Below are 21,942 nucleotides of genomic sequence, written 5' to 3' on the forward strand. Positions count from 1 at the left end.
GTTCCCTATATTATTTAAACCAATAAGACAAACCATCTCGGAATGAATTAATCATTTTCATATCAAATCCACGGAAATATCCGCTCATGATAAATAAAACAATTACCGCAGCTAACATGATTTTCATCACTCGATTCCAACCACTATCATCCACTCCTTTACCAATCAAAATACCTAACACTAAACCAGGTACTGCATTACCCATAATTAATTGCGCTAGCCCACCAAACAAAGTTCCCCAAAAACCACTTCTTCTACCGGCATCTAAAGCTGCCAACCAGAAAATAACCGGCATCACAGTCGCGACTAGTAAATTTGCGGCTGGAACTAAAACTTTAGTTGCGGTAATTTTTAAAGAATCAGGAATAACCGAGGTGGTTGTATTTAAAAATAACACAACAATCACACCGATAAATGCACAAGCAAAGGCCATTTTCTTAGGATCATGTAACGTTTGTGCTAAATTTCGGTTTTTTATCATCAATAGTGCAGCACCCCAGTTTGGAATGATACGATGATCAACATCTTGGGTAAATGAACCAGCAGCAACAGATGAAGCCCAGGCATTAAAAAAGAATCCTAAGCCAAATGAAAAATGTGCAGCAGGATCACCCTCACAAGAATTAAGTTCACCTAGGGTACGAAAAGCCCCCATACCTTGATAAGTTGGAGCATGAAACATTCGAGCTGCACCAGCGCCTACTCCAAATCCACACAGTCCACCAATTACAATGGACTTCAATGCTATAATTAGAATTTCCATGACTTTCCTTTTACGTTATTTAGAGATAAATTTAATATCGTTTAGATCGATAAACGTAACATTTACTGAGACATCGAGTGTGATGTCATAAAATGTCTTTTTTCTAGGTAAAAAGATAAATAAAAAGCGTTCTGTAGTTATCTTTTCAATAGCAGAAACAACACTAATATCAAGCGGTTCAATTCGTAACATGACATTATTAGTATTTTTAAGTACCTGCTTTTGCACTTGATTTAGCGCTATAGCAAACGCACGCTGCTTCGAATCTCCTTGCCCAGTTACTCTTACTTGTATCTGCTCAGTTTTTTTCATATTTCTAACCTATTTAAGAACGAGGATATTTTTTCAAAAATGCTTGGGCTATACGTTGGCCAAGTTCTACTGTATCCATAAAACCAAAACCTAATACTTTACAACCGTCATTAATGGCTGTTTCACCTTCTTCAATTGAACGCATACCGTGTCGTTGAGAATAGCCATATTTATTTTGTGCCGTTATGGCGCCTGCACCGCCACTGCCACAAAACGAAAGCCCTAGATCTGCATTCTCATTATTCATTACGTCACCCAATTTCATATCAGCTGCCATACCTGGAATAACAATTGCACGACACCCTTCTATAGAATTAATTCCCTCTGCAATTTTTTGTCCTTTGCCCATTCTATCGCCGATGACAATGATTACTTCTGCCATAATTATGCTCCTATCAATTATTGTTTTTTAAATTTATTAATTCGTTTAATTTGCTATAGCTACTTCATAATGAACAGCCAGTAAATAAGCCTCTTCCATTGGTAGGCTATTGAATAATTGTATGGTTTTACGTGCAAGCATTAAGGATTGCTCTGAGAGCTCATCAAATAAAGAAGGATCAACCTCAGGTAATTTTTCTAGCGTTTTCGCTCTTTCAACCATTGCTTTAACATGTGATAACAACATCGCTTTTTGCACGTCATTTTGGGATATTTGATGATCAGTCAACCAACGATTAATAATTTCTATCGTTTGCGCAGTCACAACTTCGGGATCTAAATCATCTTCGATCATACGGAATTGTATTTGTGCCATAGTCATTCTAATTCTCTTGTTTCTTTTTAAGATGACTTAGCCTAAAGGAAATAATTATCAATGTGGAGAGAGACTTTTTCCTATTGCAAAAGGAAATTTATTGTCAGGCAGGCTAAAAGCTATTGTAAACAAGGATTATTATGTAGGATGTAATTGAAGATTAACTAAATTGATTTTAAATTTAAATAAACTATTACTTAAAAGTATCATTAATAAATTTTTATGATATAAAAAACCCCTCTCCTCAAAATTTTTCAAGCACAGATAGTTATTTTTGCTATCGAGGCTATGAACCTAAGTAGTATTTTTGTTAAAAAAGTAAATTGCCAATTTCTTTTGGTACTTTTTAAGAAAGTTTACCAGCTGCCAGAGGCACCACCGCCACCACTACGGCCACCGCCTCCACCACCAAATCCGCCGAATGAACCTCCGCCAAAACCACCACCGAAACCGCCTCCTCGACCACCACGTCCGCTACCGCCACTCATAGTTAAAATTCCACTTAAAATCGCACTGGCAACAAATGCTAAAAATATTAGAGGTAAGACAATATGTAATGAATAACCATTGAACAAAGTAAAACCACCAACTGATATAGCATTAAGTAAACCAGTACCTAAACTTCGGCTAGCACTACGTTTAGTGGAACTAATCGAAAATAAGCTAGCAATAGTGAAACAAATAAAAAAGGATGCTAATCCATAACTAAATAAATTAGCACCAAAATCACCAGCAAGTACCGTTTTGAGATCTGGATCATTATTAGTCGCCGGTACCTGTTGAGGATCATTTAACTTATTAATTAAAACTGAAAGTGCATCATGTATACCTTGATAATAGTTATTTTGTCTAAATTGTGGCGCTAATTGTTCACGAATGATATGACTAGCAATTAAGTCCGTAATGATTCCTTCAAAACCATAACCAACTTCAATTCGCATCAACTTATCATCTTTAACAATTAATAATAAAATACCATTATCTTGCTCTTTTTTACCTATTTTCCATTGAATAAACACCCTATCGGCATACTGTTCAACCGTTTCATTATCGAGTTTGGGGATCATTAATACCGCGATCTGTGCACCATCAGTTCGCGTTTTCTCAAAAGAAATCAAGCTTGATTCCAAATCATCTATTTGTGATGATTCTAAAGTATCTGACGTATCAATAACACGGTGATCAAATGTTGGAATTTCAGTTAATGCATAACTTACAGCACTAAAAAACAGTAAACAAAAGAGCAGATAATATTTTTTCATTATGCTTATTGTCCAAAATTGACTGCTGGTGGATTCGAAATTTGTTGTTCATTTTCAACAGTAAACTGTTGTTTTGGTTGTACCCCTATAACATTTGCAATCCACTTGGTTGGTAATTGACGGATATAAGTATTAAATGATTGTACTGTTTCTATATATCGACCTCTAGCAACCGTTATTCGGTTTTCAGTACCTTCCAATTGGCTCATTAAATCTTGATAAAGAGTGTTTGCTTTAAGTTCAGGGTAATTTTCACTAACAGCAATTAAGCGACTTAATGCGGAACTTAACTCTGATTGGGCTTGTTGGAATTTTGAGAATAAAGCGGGATCGCTAAGTTGATCTGCATTAATTTGGATCGAACCCACTTTCGCTCTCGCATCTGTTACCTGAGTAAAAACATCTTTTTCATGAGTTGCATATCCTTTTACTGTATTGACAAGATTCGGAACTAAATCTGCTCGACGTTTATACTGATTAATCACTTCCGACCAAGATGCAGCAACTTTTTCGTCTTGAGTTTGAATACTGTTATAGTCTTTAAAAAAGAAAAATCCACCAACAATGATTAAAATAAGAATAAGCAATAGTAATTTCGATTTCATGGCAAGCCCCTGTAAATAGTTAAACTTTCAAATAACTTAAAAAAGCTATGATAATTAGAAAATACTAACCAGTAGCCTAAAAATTTGGTTACTAACAAACTTATAATGCTTAATTGAAGAATATATTTTTACAACTTTTTATAAAAATAATTATGAACTATAAAATATAAAGAAGAGACTTTTAGATAATGGACTTAACTTACATGGGCTGATCGCCTTCTTTAATAGATGTTATGCTCATGTAATTTTATTTGATTATATCTTTTTTTATGTAATTTGCGAAGAATTATCATCGGTAATTTTTTATTGGTATTGCTCACAATGCTTATTTTTAAATTTGATTTTTTAGTTTAAAAATTACTTAGATAATGACTTCAAAACATTCAAGTTGAGCCGGTTCAAAATAGATATCTTCGTTATTTGGACGACTATCGGTGTTACGGTGAGTATGTTTGAAATGAGCAGAATTAACCCAATTTTCAAAATCTTGTTTTGATTCCCATTCGACATATGATGAAAACAATGTGTAATCTTCATAAGTTTTACCTCTAAGGAAATAAAAACGATTAAAACCTTTCATCTCTTTTAAATGGCTATCACGATTACGCCATATTTCAATAAAAGTGTCTTCACTACCTAACTTAATTTTAAAACGATTCATTACAATATACATCTAATACTCCTTTCATACCTCATACACTCGACAAAAAAAATAGCACGTGATAACACGTGCTACTTTAGTCGATTTATCTAAAATCTATTGATTTTCTTCTGCTGAATTCAATAATTCCGCTAAGTTAGCTGTAGCTTCCTCAGCTGAAACAGTTGTTGGTTGAATTGCATCATCAGATGGCATTGCGCGTTTACGCAAACGCTCTTTATGATATGCATAACCAGTACCAGCTGGAATTAAGCGACCAACAATAACGTTTTCTTTCAGACCACGAAGTTCATCATTTTTACCTGCAACTGCTGCTTCAGTTAATACGCGAGTCGTTTCTTGGAACGATGCCGCAGAAATAAATGACTCAGTAGTAAGTGATGCTTTAGTAATACCAAGCAAATCATGCAAGTAAACAATTGGTTCTTTACCTTGTGCTTCAAGCTCACGATTAATAATCTTCAAGCGTGAAACTTCAAGTTGTTCACCATCAAGTAAACGAGAACCACCAGGATGAATAACAGTTGCTTTACGTAACATTTGACGAACAATAACTTCAATATGTTTATCATTAATTTTTACACCTTGTAAACGATAAACTTCTTGAACTTCATTCACAATGTAACGAGTTACTGCATTAACACCACGTAGACGTAAAATATCATGTGCTGATTCAGGTCCATCAGAAATCACATCGCCACGGCCAACTTGTTCGCCTTCGAATACGTTAAGTTGACGCCATTTTGGAATCATCTCTTCATATGGTTCACTACCATCTAGTGGAGTAATAATTAAGCGACGTTTACCTTTAGTTTCTTTACCGAATGAGATAATACCATCAATTTCAGCAAGAATTGCCGGCTCTTTAGGTTTACGAGCTTCAAATAAATCAGCTACTCGAGGTAAACCACCGGTGATATCTTTAGTACCTACAGATGCTTGTGGAATACGTGCAAGTGTATCACCAACATTAATTTCCGCACCATCTTCTAATTGTACTAATGCTTTACCAGGTAAGAAGTACTGCGCAAGCATTTCTGTACCTGCCACAAAGATATCATTACCTTTAGCATCAACAATTTTAATTGCTGGACGTAGATCTTTACCAACACCAGTACGTTCAGCTACATCTAAGATCACGATAGAGGATAAACCTGTTAACTCATCAGTTTGACGAGTAATGGTTTGGCCATCGATCATATCAACAAAACGAACAAAACCTTTCGCTTCCGAAATAACTGGCATTGTATGCGGATCCCAGTTTGCTACTGTTTCACCGGCATCAACCGCTGCACCATTACCTTTGGTTAAAATCGAACCGTAAGGAACTTTATAAGTTTCTTTCATTCGACCTAATTCATCAATAATAGTTAATTCAGCATTACGTGAAGTAATAACTAGTTTCTGATCTGGGTTAGTCACAAATTTAGCATTAGTTAGTTTAATACTACCTTTGTTTTTAACTTGAACACTAGATTCTGCTGCTGCTCGAGATGCCGCACCACCGATATGGAACGTACGCATGGTTAACTGTGTACCTGGCTCACCGATTGATTGAGCTGCAATAACACCGATTGCTTCACCTTTGTTCACTAAGTGACCACGAGCTAAGTCACGTCCATAACATTTCGCACAAACACCAAAATCAGTATCACACGAAACGACTGAACGAACTTTGACACTATCAACAGATTCTTGTTCAAGTAGATCACAATAACTTTCATCAAGTAATGTATTGCGAGGGATTAAAATATCCGCACTACCTGGTTTTAATACGTCTTCAGCTGTTACACGACCTAATACACGTTCACGTAATGGTTCTTTAACATCACCACCTTCGATCACAGGTGTCATTACCACACCTTCTAACGTGCCACAGTCATCTTCAATAACAACTAAATCTTGAGCCACATCAACTAAACGACGAGTTAAGTAACCTGAGTTCGCTGTTTTCAATGCGGTATCAGCAAGACCTTTACGCGCACCATGGGTCGAGATAAAGTATTGAAGTACGTTTAATCCTTCACGGAAGTTTGCCGTAATTGGTGTTTCGATGATTGAACCATCTGGTTTAGCCATCAAACCACGCATACCCGCTAACTGACGAATCTGAGCTGCAGAACCACGAGCACCAGAGTCGGCCATCATATAGATGCTATTAAATGAAGATTGAACTTCTTCTTCACCTTCTCGGTTAATCACTTTTTCAGTTGATAAGTTATCCATCATCGCTTTAGCAACACGCTCATTAGCTGCTGCCCAAATATCGATAACTTTGTTATAACGTTCACCTGCAGTTACTAAACCTGATTGGAACTGTTCTTGAATTTCTGCAACTTCGATTTCAGCTTCATTGATAATTTGTAATTTCTTAGCAGGAATTTCCATATCATCAATACCAACCGATACACCAGAACGAGCTGCATAAGCAAAGCCGGTATACATAACTTGGTCAGCTAAAATAACAGTTTCTTTCATGCCCAATTGGCGATAACAAATATTTAAAATTCGTGAAATCGCTTTTTTACCAAGCGGTTGATTGATAACAGAGAAACTCATACCTTTAGGCATAATTAACCATAAGATAGCACGACCAACAGTAGTATCAATTACAGAAGTTGTATCTTCCCATTCACCAATACTGTTACGATGACTTTCCGTTATACGTACTTTAACTTTAGCATGTAATTCAACTAGACCTAAACGATACAGTTTTTCTGCTTCTTTAGGGCCGGTTAATACCATGCCTTCACCTTTAGCATTGACTTTATCACGAGTCATATAGTAAAGACCTAATACCACGTCCTGAGATGGAACGATAATAGGTTCACCACTTGCTGGTGAAAGAATATTGTTGGTTGACATCATTAACGCACGCGCTTCTAATTGTGCTTCTAACGTTAATGGAACGTGAACCGCCATTTGGTCACCATCGAAGTCAGCATTGAATGCCGCACAAACTAATGGGTGCAATTGGATCGCTTTACCTTCAATTAGGATAGGTTCAAACGCCTGAATACCAAGTCTATGAAGTGTTGGTGCACGGTTTAATAATACCGGATGCTCACGAATAACTTCATCTAAGATATCCCAAACAATTGCATCTTCACGTTCAACCATCTTCTTAGCAGCTTTAATGGTTGTTGCATAACCACGACGCTCTAATTTACCGTAGATAAATGGTTTAAATAGCTCAAGAGCCATTTTCTTCGGTAAACCACATTGATGTAAACGTAAGTATGGACCTACAGTAATTACTGAACGGCCTGAATAGTCTACACGTTTACCTAATAGGTTTTGACGGAAACGACCTTGCTTACCTTTAATCATATCGGCAAGTGATTTTAATGGTCGCTTGTTTGAACCAGTGATTGCACGACCACGACGACCATTATCTAATAATGCGTCCACAGATTCTTGTAGCATACGTTTTTCGTTACGTACAATAATATCTGGTGCAGCTAAATCTAATAAACGTTTTAAACGATTATTACGGTTAATAACACGACGATATAAATCATTTAAGTCTGATGTTGCAAAACGACCGCCATCAAGTGGTACTAATGGTCGTAAATCTGGTGGCAACACAGGTAATACATTTAAGATCATCCATTCAGGTTTATTTTCTGATTGGATAAATGCTTCAATGATCTTAATTCTTTTGGTTAACTTTTTACGTTTTGTTTCAGAATTAGTGGTTGAGAGTTCATCACGTAATGCTTCACATTCAGCTTGAACATCAATATTACGTAATAATTCTTGAATAGCTTCTGCACCCATGCGTGCATCAAACTCATCACCGAACTCTTCTAACGCATCTAAATACTGTTCTTCAGTTAAGATTTGTCCACGATCTAAATTTGTCATGCCTCCATCAAGAACCATAAATGATTCAAAATAAAGCACACGTTCAATATCACGAAGTGGCATATCAAGTAATAAACCAATACGAGATGGTAATGATTTTAAAAACCAAATATGTGCAGTTGGTGATGCAAGTTCAATGTGGCCCATACGTTCACGACGTACTTTAGCTTGTGTGACTTCTACACCACATTTTTCACAAATAACACCACGGTGTTTTAAACGTTTATATTTTCCACACAAACATTCATAATCTTTAACTGGCCCGAAAATACGCGCACAAAACAATCCATCACGTTCAGGTTTAAACGTACGATAGTTAATTGTTTCAGGTTTTTTAACTTCACCAAAAGACCATGAACGAATCATATCAGGAGAAGCAAGGCCTATCTTGATAGCATCAAAATCTTCAGTTTTTGTTTGTGCTTTTAGAAACTTTAGTAAGTCTTTCACAATTGACTCCTATGGAGTTAAACCAATTAGATAACTTATCATTACTGATAAGTTATCCCTATAAATAGAAATCATTTTAGTTAGCTAAGATTACTCTTCATCTAACTCGATATTAATACCTAACGAACGAATCTCTTTTAACAATACGTTAAATGATTCAGGGATCGCAGGTTCCATACGATGATCACCATCTACAATATTTTTATACATCTTAGTACGACCGTTCACATCATCTGATTTAACAGTTAACATTTCTTGTAAGGTATAAGCTGCACCATATGCTTCAAGTGCCCATACTTCCATCTCACCGAAACGTTGACCACCAAATTGAGCTTTACCACCCAATGGTTGTTGCGTAACCAGACTATATGAACCTGTAGAACGGGCATGCATCTTATCATCAACTAAGTGATTCAATTTCAACATGTACATATAGCCTACAGTTACTGGACGTTCAAATTGTTCACCGGTACGTCCATCATACAAGGTAATTTGACCTGAAGTTGGTAAATCACCAAGTTCAAGTAATGCTTTAATTTCTTGCTCTTTTGCACCATCAAATACCGGTGTTGCAAGTGGCATACCATTACGTAAATTTTGCGCCAATGTCATCACTTCTTGATCGGTAAATTCAGCAACATTTACTTTTTGTGCTGCACCTAAACCAAGGTCATAAGCTTTTTGGATAAAATCACGTAATTTAGCTAACTCTTGCTGTTCTTTTAGCATTGCATCGATCTTTTGACCAATACCTTTCGCCGCCATACCCAAGTGAGTTTCTAAAATCTGACCGATATTCATACGAGAAGGAACACCTAGAGGATTCAATACGATATCTACTGGGCGACCTTTATCATCATATGGCATATCTTCAATTGGGTTGATTTTAGAGATAACCCCTTTGTTACCATGACGACCAGCCATCTTATCACCAGGCTGAATTTGACGTTTAACCGCTAAGTAAACTTTAACGATTTTGAGTACACCTGGTTGTAAATCATCACCTTGAGTAATCTTCATTCGTTTAGCTTCAAGTTTTTTGTTAAACTCAGCTTTAATTTCTTCGTGTTGTTCAGCTAGTTGCTCTAATTGAGCTTGCTTACTTTCATCGGCAATACCAATGGTTAACCATTTTTCACGTGGTAACGCATCTAATTTATCTGCTTTAATGCCACCAGAAATTAATACATCACGAATACGAGCAAATAATGCTGCTTCAAGGATTTTAAGTTCTTCTGTTAAATCTTTACGAACTTGTTTAAGTTGCATCTCTTCAATTTCAAGTGCACGTTTATCTTTCTGTACACCATCACGAGTAAAGACTTGAACATCAATAACTGTACCTGAAACACCATTTGGTACACGAAGTGAAGTATCTTTAACATCTGACGCTTTTTCACCAAAAATAGCGCGTAGTAATTTTTCTTCTGGAGTTAATTGTGTTTCACCTTTTGGTGTTACTTTACCAACCAGAATATCGCCACCTTTAACTTCAGCACCAATGTAAACAATACCTGATTCATCTAGTTTAGAAAGCGCCGCTTCACCAACATTTGGAATATCTGCGGTAATTTCTTCTGCACCTAGTTTAGTATCACGAGATACACAAGATAATTCTTGAATATGAATCGAAGTGAAACGGTCATCTTGTACCACTTTTTCAGAAACTAAAATAGAATCCTCAAAGTTATAACCATTCCATGGCATGAATGCCACACGCATGTTTTGACCTAAAGCCAACTCACCTAAGTCAGTTGATGGGCCATCCGCAAGAACATCACCGCGCTCAACTTTTTCACCTAATTCCACACATGGAATTTGGTTAATACAGGTATTTTGGTTTGAACGGGTATATTTAGTTAAATTATAAATATCAATCCCTGTTTCACCAGCGTACATTTCATCATCGTTAACATTAATTACAATGCGTGATGCATCAACATATTGTACTGTACCACCACGACGAGCAACTGCAGTTACACCTGAGTCAACCGCTACTGCACGTTCCATACCTGTACCAACAAATGGTTTTTCTGCCTTTAATGTTGGTACCGCTTGACGTTGCATGTTTGCACCCATCAATGCACGGTTCGCATCGTCATGTTCTAAGAATGGAATTAATGAAGCACCAACCGATACGATTTGTTGTGTTGATACGTCCATATAGTGGACTTGTTCAGGGCTATATAAACCAGACTCACCATTTAAACGACAAGTTACTAAATCTTCTTTAAAACGACCATCGTCATCAAGATTTGAGTTAGCCTGAGCAATAACAAATTCACTTTCGTCGATTGCTGATAAATAGTTAATTTCATCAGTTACCACACCATCAACTACTCGGCGGTATGGAGTCTCAAGGAATCCATACTCATTAGTACGAGAATAAACCGCTAGTGAGTTAATCAAACCGATGTTTGGACCTTCTGGTGTTTCAATCGGGCATACACGACCATAATGAGTAGGATGTACGTCACGTACTTCAAAGCCCGCTCGTTCACGTGTTAAACCACCTGGACCTAATGCAGAAATACGGCGTTTATGCGTAATTTCAGATAATGGATTGTTTTGATCCATAAACTGAGATAATTGGCTTGAACCAAAGAATTCGCGGATAGCTGCTGAAATTGGTTTAGCATTAATCATATCTTGTGGCATTAGTGAATCTAGATCGCCTAATGATAAACGTTCTTTTACAGCACGCTCTACACGCACTAAACCAATACGGAATTGGTTTTCTGCCATTTCACCAACACTACGGATACGACGGTTACCTAAGTGATCGATATCATCGACTTCACCATGACCATTACGAATGCTGATCAATTTCTTCATTACATCAACGATATCAGTTTTAGTTAAGACACTTTCGCCTTCAATATCGTCACGTCCTAAAGAACGATTAAACTTCATACGACCTACTGCTGATAAGTCATAACGCTCATCAGAGAAGAATAAGTTATCAAATAAAGCTTCAGCTGCTTCTTTTGTTGGTGGCTCACCTGGACGCATCATTCGATAAATTTCAACTAATGCACCTAGTCGATCTCGAGTAGAGTCAACATTTAAGGTTTCAGAAATAAATGCACCATGATCTAAATCATTAGTGAATAATGTTTCGATTTTCTTATAGCCAGCATTAGTTAATTCAAGCAATAGCTCTAGTGAAATTGGTGTATTAGCAAAAGCAACAACTTCACCTGTTTCTTGATTTACATAATTTTTCGCTAATACTTTATTAACAATATATTCAACTGGAACATCGATCTTAGTTACTTTATCTTTTTCAAGCTCACGAATATGACGAGCTGTAATACGACGACCTTTTTCTGCGTAAACTTTGCCTTTTGATTCAATATCAAATAACGCTGTTTCACCACGTAAACGCTCTGGCACAAGATCCATTTTTAATTTTGATTTGCCCACTTCGAAAATAGTTTTTTCGAAGAACATATCTAAAATTTCTTCAGTTTCATAACCTAACGCACGCAAAATGATTGTTGCAGGAAGTTTACGACGACGGTCAATACGAGCAAAAAGATTATCTTTTGGATCAAATTCGAAATCAAGCCAAGAGCCACGATAAGGAATAATCCGAGCATTATATAAAACTTTACCAGAAGAGTGTGTTTTACCTTTATCACTATCAAAGAACACACCTGGACTACGGTGTAATTGTGAAACGATAACACGTTCTGTACCGTTAATCACAAACGTACCATTGTCAGTCATTAAAGGAATTTCGCCCATATAGACGTCTTGCTCTTTAATATCTTTAACTGTTCCTTCTGGCGCATCTTTATCATAAATAACTAAACGTAATTTAACGCGCAATGGTGCTGAGTAAGTGATCCCTCTAATTTGACATTCTTTTACATCAAATACAGGTTCGCCCATCTTAAAGCTCACGTATTGTAACTCAGCGCTACCACTATAACTTTTTATCGGAAATATTGAACGAAAAGCGGCTTCTAAACCATATTGACCTTCAGGGTCTTGCTCAATAAACTTCTGGAACGAATCAAGTTGAATAGAAAGAAGATACGGTATATCCAAGACTTGTGGACGCTTACCAAAATTCTTACGAATTCGTTTTTTCTCGGTATAAGAGTAAACCATTAGTTCCTCAACTTGCTTATCTGCTATTTTAGCATGATTAAATATTCATCAGGGTACTACGAAATAATAACGCCTGACACCTCATCGAAAATATCTATAAATATCAAATGATTAGGCTTAATAAATATATTATTTCTTTATTACTTTTTATTGATAATCTTCAAATAAAATTCTTTGACTTATTACAGCGCAAAAAGGCTGGAGGTATAAAACCCCCAGCCAGTTAGCTTGTTATCGATAAACTTACTTAAGTTCGACAACTGCACCAGATTCTTCAAGTGCCTTTTTAAGTTCATCTGCGTCAGCTTTACTAACACCTTCTTTAACAGTTGCTGGAGCTGATTCAACAAGGTCTTTAGCTTCTTTTAAGCCTAAACCAGTTGCACCACGAACTGCTTTGATAACAGCTACTTTGTTAGCGCCAACATCTTTTAAGATTACATCAAATTCAGATTTTTCTTCTGCTGCTTCAGCTGGACCAGCTGCTGCAACTGCTACAGCTGCTGCTGCAGAAACGCCAAATTTTTCTTCCATCATAGATACAAGTTCAACAACATCCATTACAGACATTTCAGCAACTGCATCTAAAATTTGTTCTTTAGTGATAGACATAATATAGTTTCCCAAATTTACATTTTTTTAATTAATAAAATTCACAATCATACTGCTATTAAGCAGCTTCTTTTTGATCGCGAACCGCTGCAAGAGTACGAACCAATTTGCCAGCTGCGGCTTCTTTCATGGTTGACATCAAGCGAGCTAATGCTTCTTCATAAGTAGGTAATGTTGCTAAGCGATCAATGTTCGCTGCAGTAATCAACTCACCTTCAAAGGCTGCGGCTTTAATCTCAAAATTATCATTTTCTTTTGCAAACGCTTTAAAAATACGCGCTGCAGCACCTGGGTGCTCATTTGAAAACGCAATTAGAGTTGGACCAACAAACGTATCTTTTAAGCACTCGTATTGAGTTCCCTCAACAACACGGCGTAATAAGGTGTTACGAACAACACGCATATAAACACCAGCTTCACGAGCAGATTTACGTAATGCAGTCATTTTTTCTACAGTTACGCCACGAGAATCAGCAACAACTGCAGATAGCGCACCTTTGGCTATTTCATTAACTTCAGCAACAATTTCTTGTTTATTTTGAAGATTTAGTGCCATTGGTATTGCTCCTGGATTAAACTAGGCAAAGCCTAGAATTACTTTAACTAACTACAAATGTAGTTAGCACAATCACGATGAGCAGAATTCCTGTATTATATCTTATCAGGTTCTGTCACCGTCTACGTAGGAAAATTAAGTAATCAAATATCAATTACACCTACGGTCTTGGACGGGGTCTGGTTAAGGCCAGACACCAACCGATTCTTTGTTTAATTGTTAATTAAACAGATGTATTTAAAGTTGCTTGATCGATAGCAACACCAGCGCCCATTGTAGTAGAAAGGCTAACTTTCTTCACAAATACACCTTTTGAAGATGCTGGTTTTGCACGTTTTAAAGCAACAAGTAATGCTTCTAAATTCTCTTTAAGTTTATCTGCATCAAAATCAGCTTTACCGATAGTAGTATGGATAATACCATTTTTATCATTACGGTAACGGATTTGACCTGCTTTAGCATTTTTAACCGCTTCAGCTACGTTAGGTGTTACAGTACCAACTTTAGGGTTTGGCATTAAGCCACGAGGTCCTAAAATTTGACCTAATTGACCAACAACACGCATTGCGTCTGGAGATGCGATAACAACGTCAAAGTTCATTTCGCCTTTTTTGATTTGATCTGCTAGATCATCCATACCAACTAATTCAGCACCAGCTTCTTTAGCAGCATCAGCATTTGCACCTTGAGTAAATACAGCAACACGAACACTACGTCCCGTACCATGTGGAAGAACGATAGCGCCACGCACATTTTGATCTGATTTACGTGAGTCGATACCTAAATTAACAGCAACATCAACGCTTTCAGTAAATTTAGCTGTAGCAAGTTCTTTCAATAAAGCGACTGCTTCATTGATATCATATAGTTTAGTAGCGTTTACTTTTTCGCGGATAAGTTTAGCTTTTTTAGATAATTTAGCCATGAATTAACCCTCCACTTCCAAGCCCATTGAACGTGCAGTTCCTTCGATAGAACGCATCATCGTTTCAATGGTTGCACCATTCATATCAGCAGCTTTTAATTCAGCGATTTCGCGAATTTGAGCGCTAGTTACTTTACCGACTTTTTTCTTATTCGGTTCACCAGAACCAGACTTGATTTTAGCCGCTTTCTTTAATAATACTGCAGCAGGCGGAGTCTTAGTTATAAAAGTGAATGAACGGTCAGAATATACAGTGATAACTACTGGAATAGGTAAACCTTTTTCCATGCTTTCTGTTTTAGCATTAAATGCTTTACAGAATTCCATAATATTCACACCGTGTTGACCAAGTGCTGGACCAACTGGTGGACTAGGATTTGCTGCACCAGCTGCAACTTGCAACTTGATGTAGGCTTGTACTTTTTTTGCCATTTTAGTTTCCTTCTCTCGGGTGCAAACGCCTCTATTAATAATAGTTATTAATAAATAGACAGCTCCCCTAAGTTAAATGAGGGCGAAATTATCCTACAACTAATACAAAAATGCAACATTTATTTGTTGAAGGATAAAACAAAAGCAGAGTTCATTACTCTGCTTCTATATATACAATAAAAAATATTAGAAAGTTTTACAGTACGTCGATAGCGTTAAGTTCTTTAAATGCAAGTTCTAAACGAGCAACTAAAGATTCTTGACCTTTACGTAACCATACTCGTGGATCGTAATATTTTTTATTCGGTGCATCGATACCTTCAGGGTTACCTAATTGACCTTGAAGATAAGCTTCATTTGCTTTGTAGTAATCTAAAACACCCGCCCAGTTTGCCCATTGAGTATCAGTATCGATATTCATTTTAACAACACCATAGCTAACTGCTTCAGCAATTTCTTCTTGAGTTGAACCTGAACCACCATGGAAAACGAAGTTTAATGATTTAGCTGGTAAATTGAATTTCTCAGATACATATTTTTGAGAATTATCTAAAATTTTTGGCGTTAATTTCACGTTACCTGGTTTGTAAACACCGTGAACATTACCGAATGATGCAGCAATAGTAAAACGTGGGCTAATTTCGCTTAAACGTTCATAAGCATAAGCAACATCTTCTGGTTGTGTATACAATGCAGAACTATCCATATGACTATTATCTACGCCGTCTTCTTCACCACCAGTACAACCTAATTCTAACTCTAATGTCATTTTCATCGCAGACATACGAGCAAGATATTGACAACAAATATCAATATTATCTTTTAATGTTTCTTCGGAAAGATCGATCATATGAGAAGAGAATAAAGGTTTACCTGTTTTAGCAAAGTGAGCTTCACCAGCATCAAGTAATCCATCAACCCATGGAAGAAGTTTTTTAGCACAGTGGTCAGTATGAAGAATAACTGGCACACCATATTTTTCGGCCATTAGGTGAACATGTTTAGCACCTGAAACCGCACCTAAAACAGCAGCTTCTTGTCCATCTAATTTTAAGCCTTTACCAGCGATAAATTGAGCACCGCCATTAGAAAATTGAACAATTACAGCTGAACCAACTTTAGCTGCAGTTTCAATTACTGCGTTAATTGTATTTGTATCAACACAATTAACAGCAGGTAAAGCAAAATTATTCTCACGCGCGATTTGAAAAACTTTTTGTACATCATCACCAGTAACAACACCAGGTTTAACGACATCAGAAATCTTTGTAGCCATTTTAATTCCTATAGATTTATTTATATAAAAAGTAAAGGATGAGTAATTGGCTCATCCTTCTTATCAAAATAGAATATTAAGCTTTTGCTCTCTCTTCTAACATTGCAACAGCTGGTAGTTTTTTACCTTCAACAAACTCAAGGAATGCACCACCACCAGTAGAAATATAAGAAATTTTATCTTCAATACCAAATAGGTCAATTGCAGCTAATGTATCACCACCACCAGCGATTGAGAATCCTTGGCTATCAGCAATTGCTTTAGCAACAATTTCAGTACCACGACGGAAATTAGGGAACTCAAACACACCGACAGGGCCATTCCATAAAATGGTTTTTGCTTTTTTGATAATATCAGCTAACGCTTCTGCTGACTCATCACCTAAATCAAGGATTTGTTCATTTTCTTTCACATCTTTAACTGATTTTTCAGTTGCCGTTGCTGTTTCGCTAAATTCTGTTGCTACACGAACGTCAGTTGGAACTGGAATATGACAATTAGCCATTAATTTTTTTGCTTCAGGAATTAAATCAGCTTCATAAAGTGATTTACCTACATTATAGCCTTCAGCTGCGATAAAGGTATTAGCGATACCACCACCAACAATAATTTGATCAGCGATTTTTGATAAAGAATCAAGAACTGTTAATTTAGTTGATACTTTAGAACCAGCAACAATCGCAACCATCGGACGGGCTGGATTATCAAGTGCTTTACCTAATGCATCAAGTTCAGCAGCTAATAATGGACCTGCACAAGCAACTGGCGCAAACTTACCAGCACCGTGAGTTGAAGCTTGAGCACGGTGAGCAGTACCAAACGCATCCATTACATAAATGTCGCAAAGAGCCGCATATTTTTTAGATAAAGTTTCATCATCTTTACCTTCACCAACATTAAAACGTACGTTTTCAAGAACGACAAGTTCACCTTCGTTAACATCAACACCATCAAGGTAATCTTTAACTAAACGAACAGGGAAAGAAACATGTTCTTTTAAGTAATCAACCACAGGTTGTAAAGAGAACTCTGGGTTATATTCGCCTTCAGTTGGTCGGCCAATATGAGAAGTAACCATTACTTTAGCACCTTTTTTAATGGCTTCTTCAATAGTAGGTAATGATGCTTTGATTCGCGCATCTGAAGTAACCTTACCATTTTTAACAGGCACATTAAGATCTGAGCGAATAAATAAACGTTTCCCTTTTAGATCAAGATCTTGCATTCTAATGATAGACATGAGACTTCCTCTTATAAATATAAAAACAATAAAATTTTTGCTATTCTAACATAAAATTTCTAATTAGGTTACAATCAATATCGGTTATATAGTAAACATTACTCGAAATTTGTGCTTTGTACTTTTTATAGTAAATTTTTTTATGTAACAGCATTGACAATGGAAAGAAAATCAGGCATATTTCCCCGCCTTATTAATATGTATTTTTATTTAAACTTGGGAGTTGACTTTGGCTAATATCAAATCAGCTAAAAAGCGTGCGGTTCAATCCGAAAAACGTCGTAAACATAATGCTAGTAACCGTTCAATGATGCGTACTTATGTTAAAAAAGTTTACGCAGCTGTTGCAGCTGGTGATAAACAAACAGCTGAAGTAGCATTCAAAGACATGCAAGCAGTTGTTGACCGTCAAGCGGCTCGTGGTCTAATCCACAGAAACAAAGCTGCACGTCATAAAGCGAATTTAATTAAACAGATTAAAGCACTAGCTTAATGTTCTAATCTGTTGACAATAGAGTTAAAGAAAATTGAAAAAAAGTGGTGTAAGCCACTTTTTTTATTTATATACTGTTATTTCAATTTATATGAATGAAAGAAAAGAGAGCATATTGTGGTTCAACGTGATTATGTAAGAAAAAAGAGCCAATCAAAATCAAAAGCTAAAAAGAATAAGTCACGAATATTACCATCGTTAATGATAGTTCTTGCAGTTATCATTATTGTTTTGTTTTCTGCTATTTTATATTTACTATCAACAAATCACCCAGAAAAACCTATTGAGCGACCAAAAGTAAAAACTGAGTCGCCGGTAGCAACTTTACCTGAACAACCACAAGAACGTTGGACCTATCTTAAAGAATTAGAAACACCGAATGCGAGTAGTGATACTAATTCCACTGCAAGTGAAAGGCAACAAATATTAGATAGTTTTATCAATAATTCTTCTACAACACCAACTACATCAACCAATACTGAAAATAATAAATGGTTACTACAATGTGGTGCATTTAAAGAAAAAACAAATGCAGACACATTAAAAGCATCTCTAGCTATGACCGGTATTAGTGGTAATATAACCTCCAGTCAACAGTTATATCGAGTTACTGTTGGCCCATATACAAATAAAACTGATGCACAAAAAATATTAAACACATTAAAAGATAATGGGATCAATAATTGCATTCTTTCTAACTAAATGAAGGTATATTATGAATATACTTAAGCATATGCAGTCATTTTTAGTAATGTTATGGGCTCGAATAAATCATGATAGATTAACTACTTCAGCAGCAGAACTAGCTTACACAACTATACTTGCATTAGTCCCCCTGATAACGGTAATTTTTGCATTACTCTCAGCCTTTCCTATGTTTGACGAGGTGAGTCAATCATTAAAGCAACTCATTTATAGTAATCTCGTTCCAACTGCTAGTGATACTATCCAAAATTATCTTGAGCAATTTATCGCCAATACCAGAAAAATGACCTTGGTCGGAATTATCGGCTTAATAGTGACATCACTATTACTTATTAACTCTATTAATAATGCACTTAATCGTATCTGGCGAACTAAGCGGAAACGTTCGTTCATGTATAACTTAACTATGTATTGGACTATTTTGACTTTAGGTCCTATTTTAGTTGGTTCAAGTGTTGCTGTAAGCTCTTATATATTTTCACTAAAATGGTTATCCGATGCAGCCAGCGGTGATGTACTACTAAGTACCTTACCATTTATTATATCTATTGTCGGATTTTGGTTACTTTACAGTATTATACCTACCGAATCGGTACCATTTAAAGAAGCCTTAATTGGCGCATTAGTCGCAGCGATATTATTTGAAATTGGTAAACGTGCTTTTGCGCTGTACGTGACATCATTTCCTACTTATCAACTTATTTATGGTGTAGTATCCTCAATTCCTATTATGTTAGTTTGGATATATTGTTCTTGGTGTATTGTCTTATTTGGCGCCGAATTTGCTGCAACACTCACCGACTATAATAGACATAACAAAATGCATCTAAAACATTCATCCCAATCGGAGTAATATAAAAATGATTGCCTTAATCCAACGAGTAAAACACGCTTCAGTTTCTGTAAATAACCAAATTATTGGTGAAATAGATCAGGGATTATTGGTTTTACTTGGTGTTGAACAAGGCGATAATGAACAAAAAGCGATCCGTTTAAGTGAAAAAGTGCTTGGCTATCGTATCTTCAGTGACAAGGATGGCAAAATGAACCTCAATGTTCAACAAATTAATGGCAAACTATTGGTTGTTTCCCAGTTTACACTAGCCGCTGATACTCAAAAAGGTATGCGGCCAAGTTTTACAAAAGGGGCTTCTCCAGATATGGCCAATGAGCTTTACCAATTTTTTGTCAAACAGTGCCAACAGCATATTGAAACACAAACAGGGCAATTTGCAGCCGATATGCAAGTATCACTGATTAATGACGGCCCAGTAACATTTTGGCTACAAGTTTAACTATGCGGTCTTAAAGGAAAGATATTCTAAATTTTTTAAGTAAATATAACTCATTTATTTGATTTTATTTAGCCATTTTAATACTACTTCTTGGTTGGTAAGGCCCCAATTATTTAATTTATTTTCATAGAACTGCTTCAATTCGTCCCATTTGTAGTAAGGATAATTGTTGGTTTTTAAAGGTAAATGGACTTCTCGCTCATTTAACATGACTTTAACCAATATAGGCTGATCAGCTTGTTCACTTTTATAAAAAATCCATTGAATATTTGCTGCCATTGGAATAATTTTGTCGGCTTGCCAAACGGAAGGATAATCACTTACTGGATTAGCTACTATATTGGTACCTTCAATTTCCATCAATGTTGCTAATGGTGATACAGTTTCGGCATGAGCAAAGCGCAAATTGGCATCAATATTATTATTAGCTATCGCACTATCAGCTGTTTTTAACATATCTAATAATAATGGTGCAGCAATCTTAATTTGGATACCATTACTATCAAAAGCAGGACCAATTTGTAAATAATTTTTTGCGGTGACGACAGTGCTAAACCATAATAGCTGATCTTTGGTGAAGTAACCGCTAAAATCAAGATGATTGTCGGCTAATAATGGTGGTGAAAAGGATAATAATTCTTGATAAAGTTGATAAACAGCAAGCACAAAATTTTGCGTTTTAACTAAAGAATTTTCTGATAGCGAGATACCATTATTCAATTGATGAATAAAATTAGATGTAAAGATCAGCCTTGCGATATTTTCACTCATTTCTATTGATTTAGGGGCATTTTCTAATGATTTTAGCGTATTTTTAATTATTTTATTTTTCTTATATTTAGCATAAGCAGGCGAATATTCGAAAAAACGTAACAACGTTTGCTGATCTTCTGGTTGTTGATGAACGTTTAGATTAGGATATTTGGTTTTGAATGTATTAATAAAGATTTCAGCCGTTTCTTTAGCCCGTGGAGAGGTTGATGAAATAACCGCTATTTTTTGACCTTTAAACACTGTTGGATTATTCTTTAACATTCGTTGACTAATTAAACTTATATCTTTTCGCCCAAGATCACTAAGTTCACCATAATGATCTTTATTAAGTTCTTTAATAGTAGTAATTTGCGTTAATAATAATTTCCCTTTTTCAGTTAATTGATTATTTTTTTCCGCCAATACTAAAATTTTATAAGCAATATCTTCATATTTAGCTTTGCTGATATAACGGGAACCATGGCGACCAATATGATCAATATAAAACGCTTGATACCCACTAGGCGCAGGAGTAAGAGATTGTCTTGCATCATATTGATATGCAGTCTTTGAACCAGAAATCATCATTCCAGCAAAACTCAATGGCGTAAAAAGCGTAAGCATAATGGCTAATATCTGATTTGCTGGTTGAGTAATAGAAAAATTTTTTATAAAAGACATAATTACCCCTATCTATAATTAATAATATAAGAGCAAAATAACAGGCCATTACTTATAAGCTTATTTTATCTCATTAATAACATTATTTAACTGAAAATAATGCAATTATTTTAATAACACTCTTTCAATTTTTGAAAAAAGGATTATCTTATTATGTATTTTTTCCAACTCATTTAAT

General features: G+C 35.9%; 20 protein-coding genes. 4 read left to right on the top strand and 16 right to left on the bottom strand.

Going from position 1 to position 21,942, the window contains the following annotated elements; all coding sequences use genetic code 11:
* Window positions 1–10: 10 nt before the first annotated feature.
* From H3S74_RS10750 to pgk, 15 genes are all read right to left on the bottom strand, one after another.
* On the bottom strand, window positions 11–763 hold the full coding sequence (locus H3S74_RS10750; RefSeq protein WP_110448556.1) for a DUF4311 domain-containing protein: 753 nt from the start codon (window positions 761–763) through the stop codon (window positions 11–13).
* Between the two features lie 15 nt (window positions 764–778).
* On the bottom strand, window positions 779–1,075 hold the full coding sequence (locus H3S74_RS10755) for a DUF4312 family protein (RefSeq protein ID WP_065578355.1): 297 nt from the start codon (window positions 1,073–1,075) through the stop codon (window positions 779–781).
* A gap of 13 nt (window positions 1,076–1,088) precedes the next feature.
* Window positions 1,089–1,457, bottom strand: coding sequence for an SFCGS family glycine-rich protein (locus H3S74_RS10760; RefSeq protein ID WP_034884881.1), 369 nt, complete (start codon window positions 1,455–1,457; stop codon window positions 1,089–1,091).
* A 45-nt stretch (window positions 1,458–1,502) separates the two neighbouring features.
* Window positions 1,503–1,832 (bottom strand): PRD domain-containing protein, encoded by a 330-nt coding sequence (locus H3S74_RS10765; RefSeq protein ID WP_110448617.1) that lies wholly within the window; start codon window positions 1,830–1,832, stop codon window positions 1,503–1,505.
* Between the two features lie 356 nt (window positions 1,833–2,188).
* Window positions 2,189–3,094 (bottom strand): YgcG family protein, encoded by a 906-nt coding sequence (locus tag H3S74_RS10770; protein WP_198247864.1) that lies wholly within the window; start codon window positions 3,092–3,094, stop codon window positions 2,189–2,191.
* A 5-nt stretch (window positions 3,095–3,099) separates the two neighbouring features.
* On the bottom strand, window positions 3,100–3,699 hold the full coding sequence (locus tag H3S74_RS10775; RefSeq protein ID WP_086358839.1) for a LemA family protein: 600 nt from the start codon (window positions 3,697–3,699) through the stop codon (window positions 3,100–3,102).
* Between the two features lie 361 nt (window positions 3,700–4,060).
* Entirely contained in the window at window positions 4,061–4,372 is a 312-nt protein-coding gene (locus H3S74_RS10780) for an antibiotic biosynthesis monooxygenase (RefSeq protein ID WP_198201738.1), read from the bottom strand.
* 84 nt (window positions 4,373–4,456) lie between these two features.
* Window positions 4,457–8,677, bottom strand: coding sequence for a DNA-directed RNA polymerase subunit beta' (gene rpoC / locus H3S74_RS10785; protein WP_198201739.1), 4,221 nt, complete (start codon window positions 8,675–8,677; stop codon window positions 4,457–4,459).
* Between the two features lie 90 nt (window positions 8,678–8,767).
* Entirely contained in the window at window positions 8,768–12,796 is a 4,029-nt protein-coding gene (rpoB, locus tag H3S74_RS10790) for a DNA-directed RNA polymerase subunit beta (RefSeq protein ID WP_198247865.1), read from the bottom strand.
* Window positions 12,797–13,039: 243 nt separating this feature from the next.
* Window positions 13,040–13,408, bottom strand: a complete 369-nt coding sequence (gene rplL, locus H3S74_RS10795) for a 50S ribosomal protein L7/L12 (RefSeq protein ID WP_034901671.1) — start codon at window positions 13,406–13,408, stop codon at window positions 13,040–13,042.
* 58 nt (window positions 13,409–13,466) lie between these two features.
* Window positions 13,467–13,964: a 50S ribosomal protein L10 gene (gene rplJ, locus H3S74_RS10800; protein WP_086362789.1), complete on the bottom strand. Its 498-nt coding sequence runs from the start codon at window positions 13,962–13,964 to the stop codon at window positions 13,467–13,469.
* A 223-nt stretch (window positions 13,965–14,187) separates the two neighbouring features.
* Entirely contained in the window at window positions 14,188–14,889 is a 702-nt protein-coding gene (rplA, locus tag H3S74_RS10805) for a 50S ribosomal protein L1 (protein ID WP_198201741.1), read from the bottom strand.
* 3 nt (window positions 14,890–14,892) lie between these two features.
* Window positions 14,893–15,321: a 50S ribosomal protein L11 gene (gene rplK / locus H3S74_RS10810; protein ID WP_110448561.1), complete on the bottom strand. Its 429-nt coding sequence runs from the start codon at window positions 15,319–15,321 to the stop codon at window positions 14,893–14,895.
* Between the two features lie 196 nt (window positions 15,322–15,517).
* Window positions 15,518–16,597 (bottom strand): class II fructose-bisphosphate aldolase, encoded by a 1,080-nt coding sequence (gene fbaA / locus H3S74_RS10815; protein WP_086362787.1) that lies wholly within the window; start codon window positions 16,595–16,597, stop codon window positions 15,518–15,520.
* Window positions 16,598–16,673: 76 nt separating this feature from the next.
* Entirely contained in the window at window positions 16,674–17,837 is a 1,164-nt protein-coding gene (pgk, locus tag H3S74_RS10820; RefSeq protein WP_065578363.1) for a phosphoglycerate kinase, read from the bottom strand.
* A gap of 229 nt (window positions 17,838–18,066) precedes the next feature.
* Between pgk and rpsT the strand changes: the two genes are divergently transcribed.
* The 4 genes from rpsT (at window position 18,067) to dtd (ending at window position 20,330) form a co-directional block, all read left to right on the top strand.
* A complete protein-coding gene (gene rpsT / locus H3S74_RS10825) occupies window positions 18,067–18,330 on the top strand; it encodes a 30S ribosomal protein S20 (protein WP_034901681.1) in 264 nt (87 codons plus the stop codon).
* Between the two features lie 117 nt (window positions 18,331–18,447).
* Window positions 18,448–19,032 carry an SPOR domain-containing protein gene (locus tag H3S74_RS10830; RefSeq protein WP_110453796.1) on the top strand — a complete coding sequence of 195 codons (585 nt, stop codon included), beginning with the start codon at window positions 18,448–18,450 and terminating at the stop codon, window positions 19,030–19,032.
* Window positions 19,033–19,045: 13 nt separating this feature from the next.
* Entirely contained in the window at window positions 19,046–19,888 is an 843-nt protein-coding gene (locus H3S74_RS10835; RefSeq protein ID WP_086320892.1) for a virulence factor BrkB family protein, read from the top strand.
* Window positions 19,889–19,895: 7 nt separating this feature from the next.
* The gene (gene dtd, locus H3S74_RS10840; protein ID WP_065651691.1) at window positions 19,896–20,330 is read left to right on the top strand and encodes a D-aminoacyl-tRNA deacylase; all 435 of its coding nucleotides are present in this window, start codon (window positions 19,896–19,898) and stop codon (window positions 20,328–20,330) included.
* A 54-nt stretch (window positions 20,331–20,384) separates the two neighbouring features.
* Here the strand turns inward: dtd and H3S74_RS10845 are convergent, their stop codons facing one another.
* Window positions 20,385–21,764 (bottom strand): histidine-type phosphatase, encoded by a 1,380-nt coding sequence (locus H3S74_RS10845; protein ID WP_198247866.1) that lies wholly within the window; start codon window positions 21,762–21,764, stop codon window positions 20,385–20,387.
* Between the last annotated feature and the right edge of the window lie 178 nt (window positions 21,765–21,942).

The sequence above is a fragment of the Gilliamella sp. W8126 genome (assembly GCF_016102185.1).
GTDB classification, from domain to species: Bacteria; Pseudomonadota; Gammaproteobacteria; order Enterobacterales; family Orbaceae; genus Gilliamella; species Gilliamella apis_A.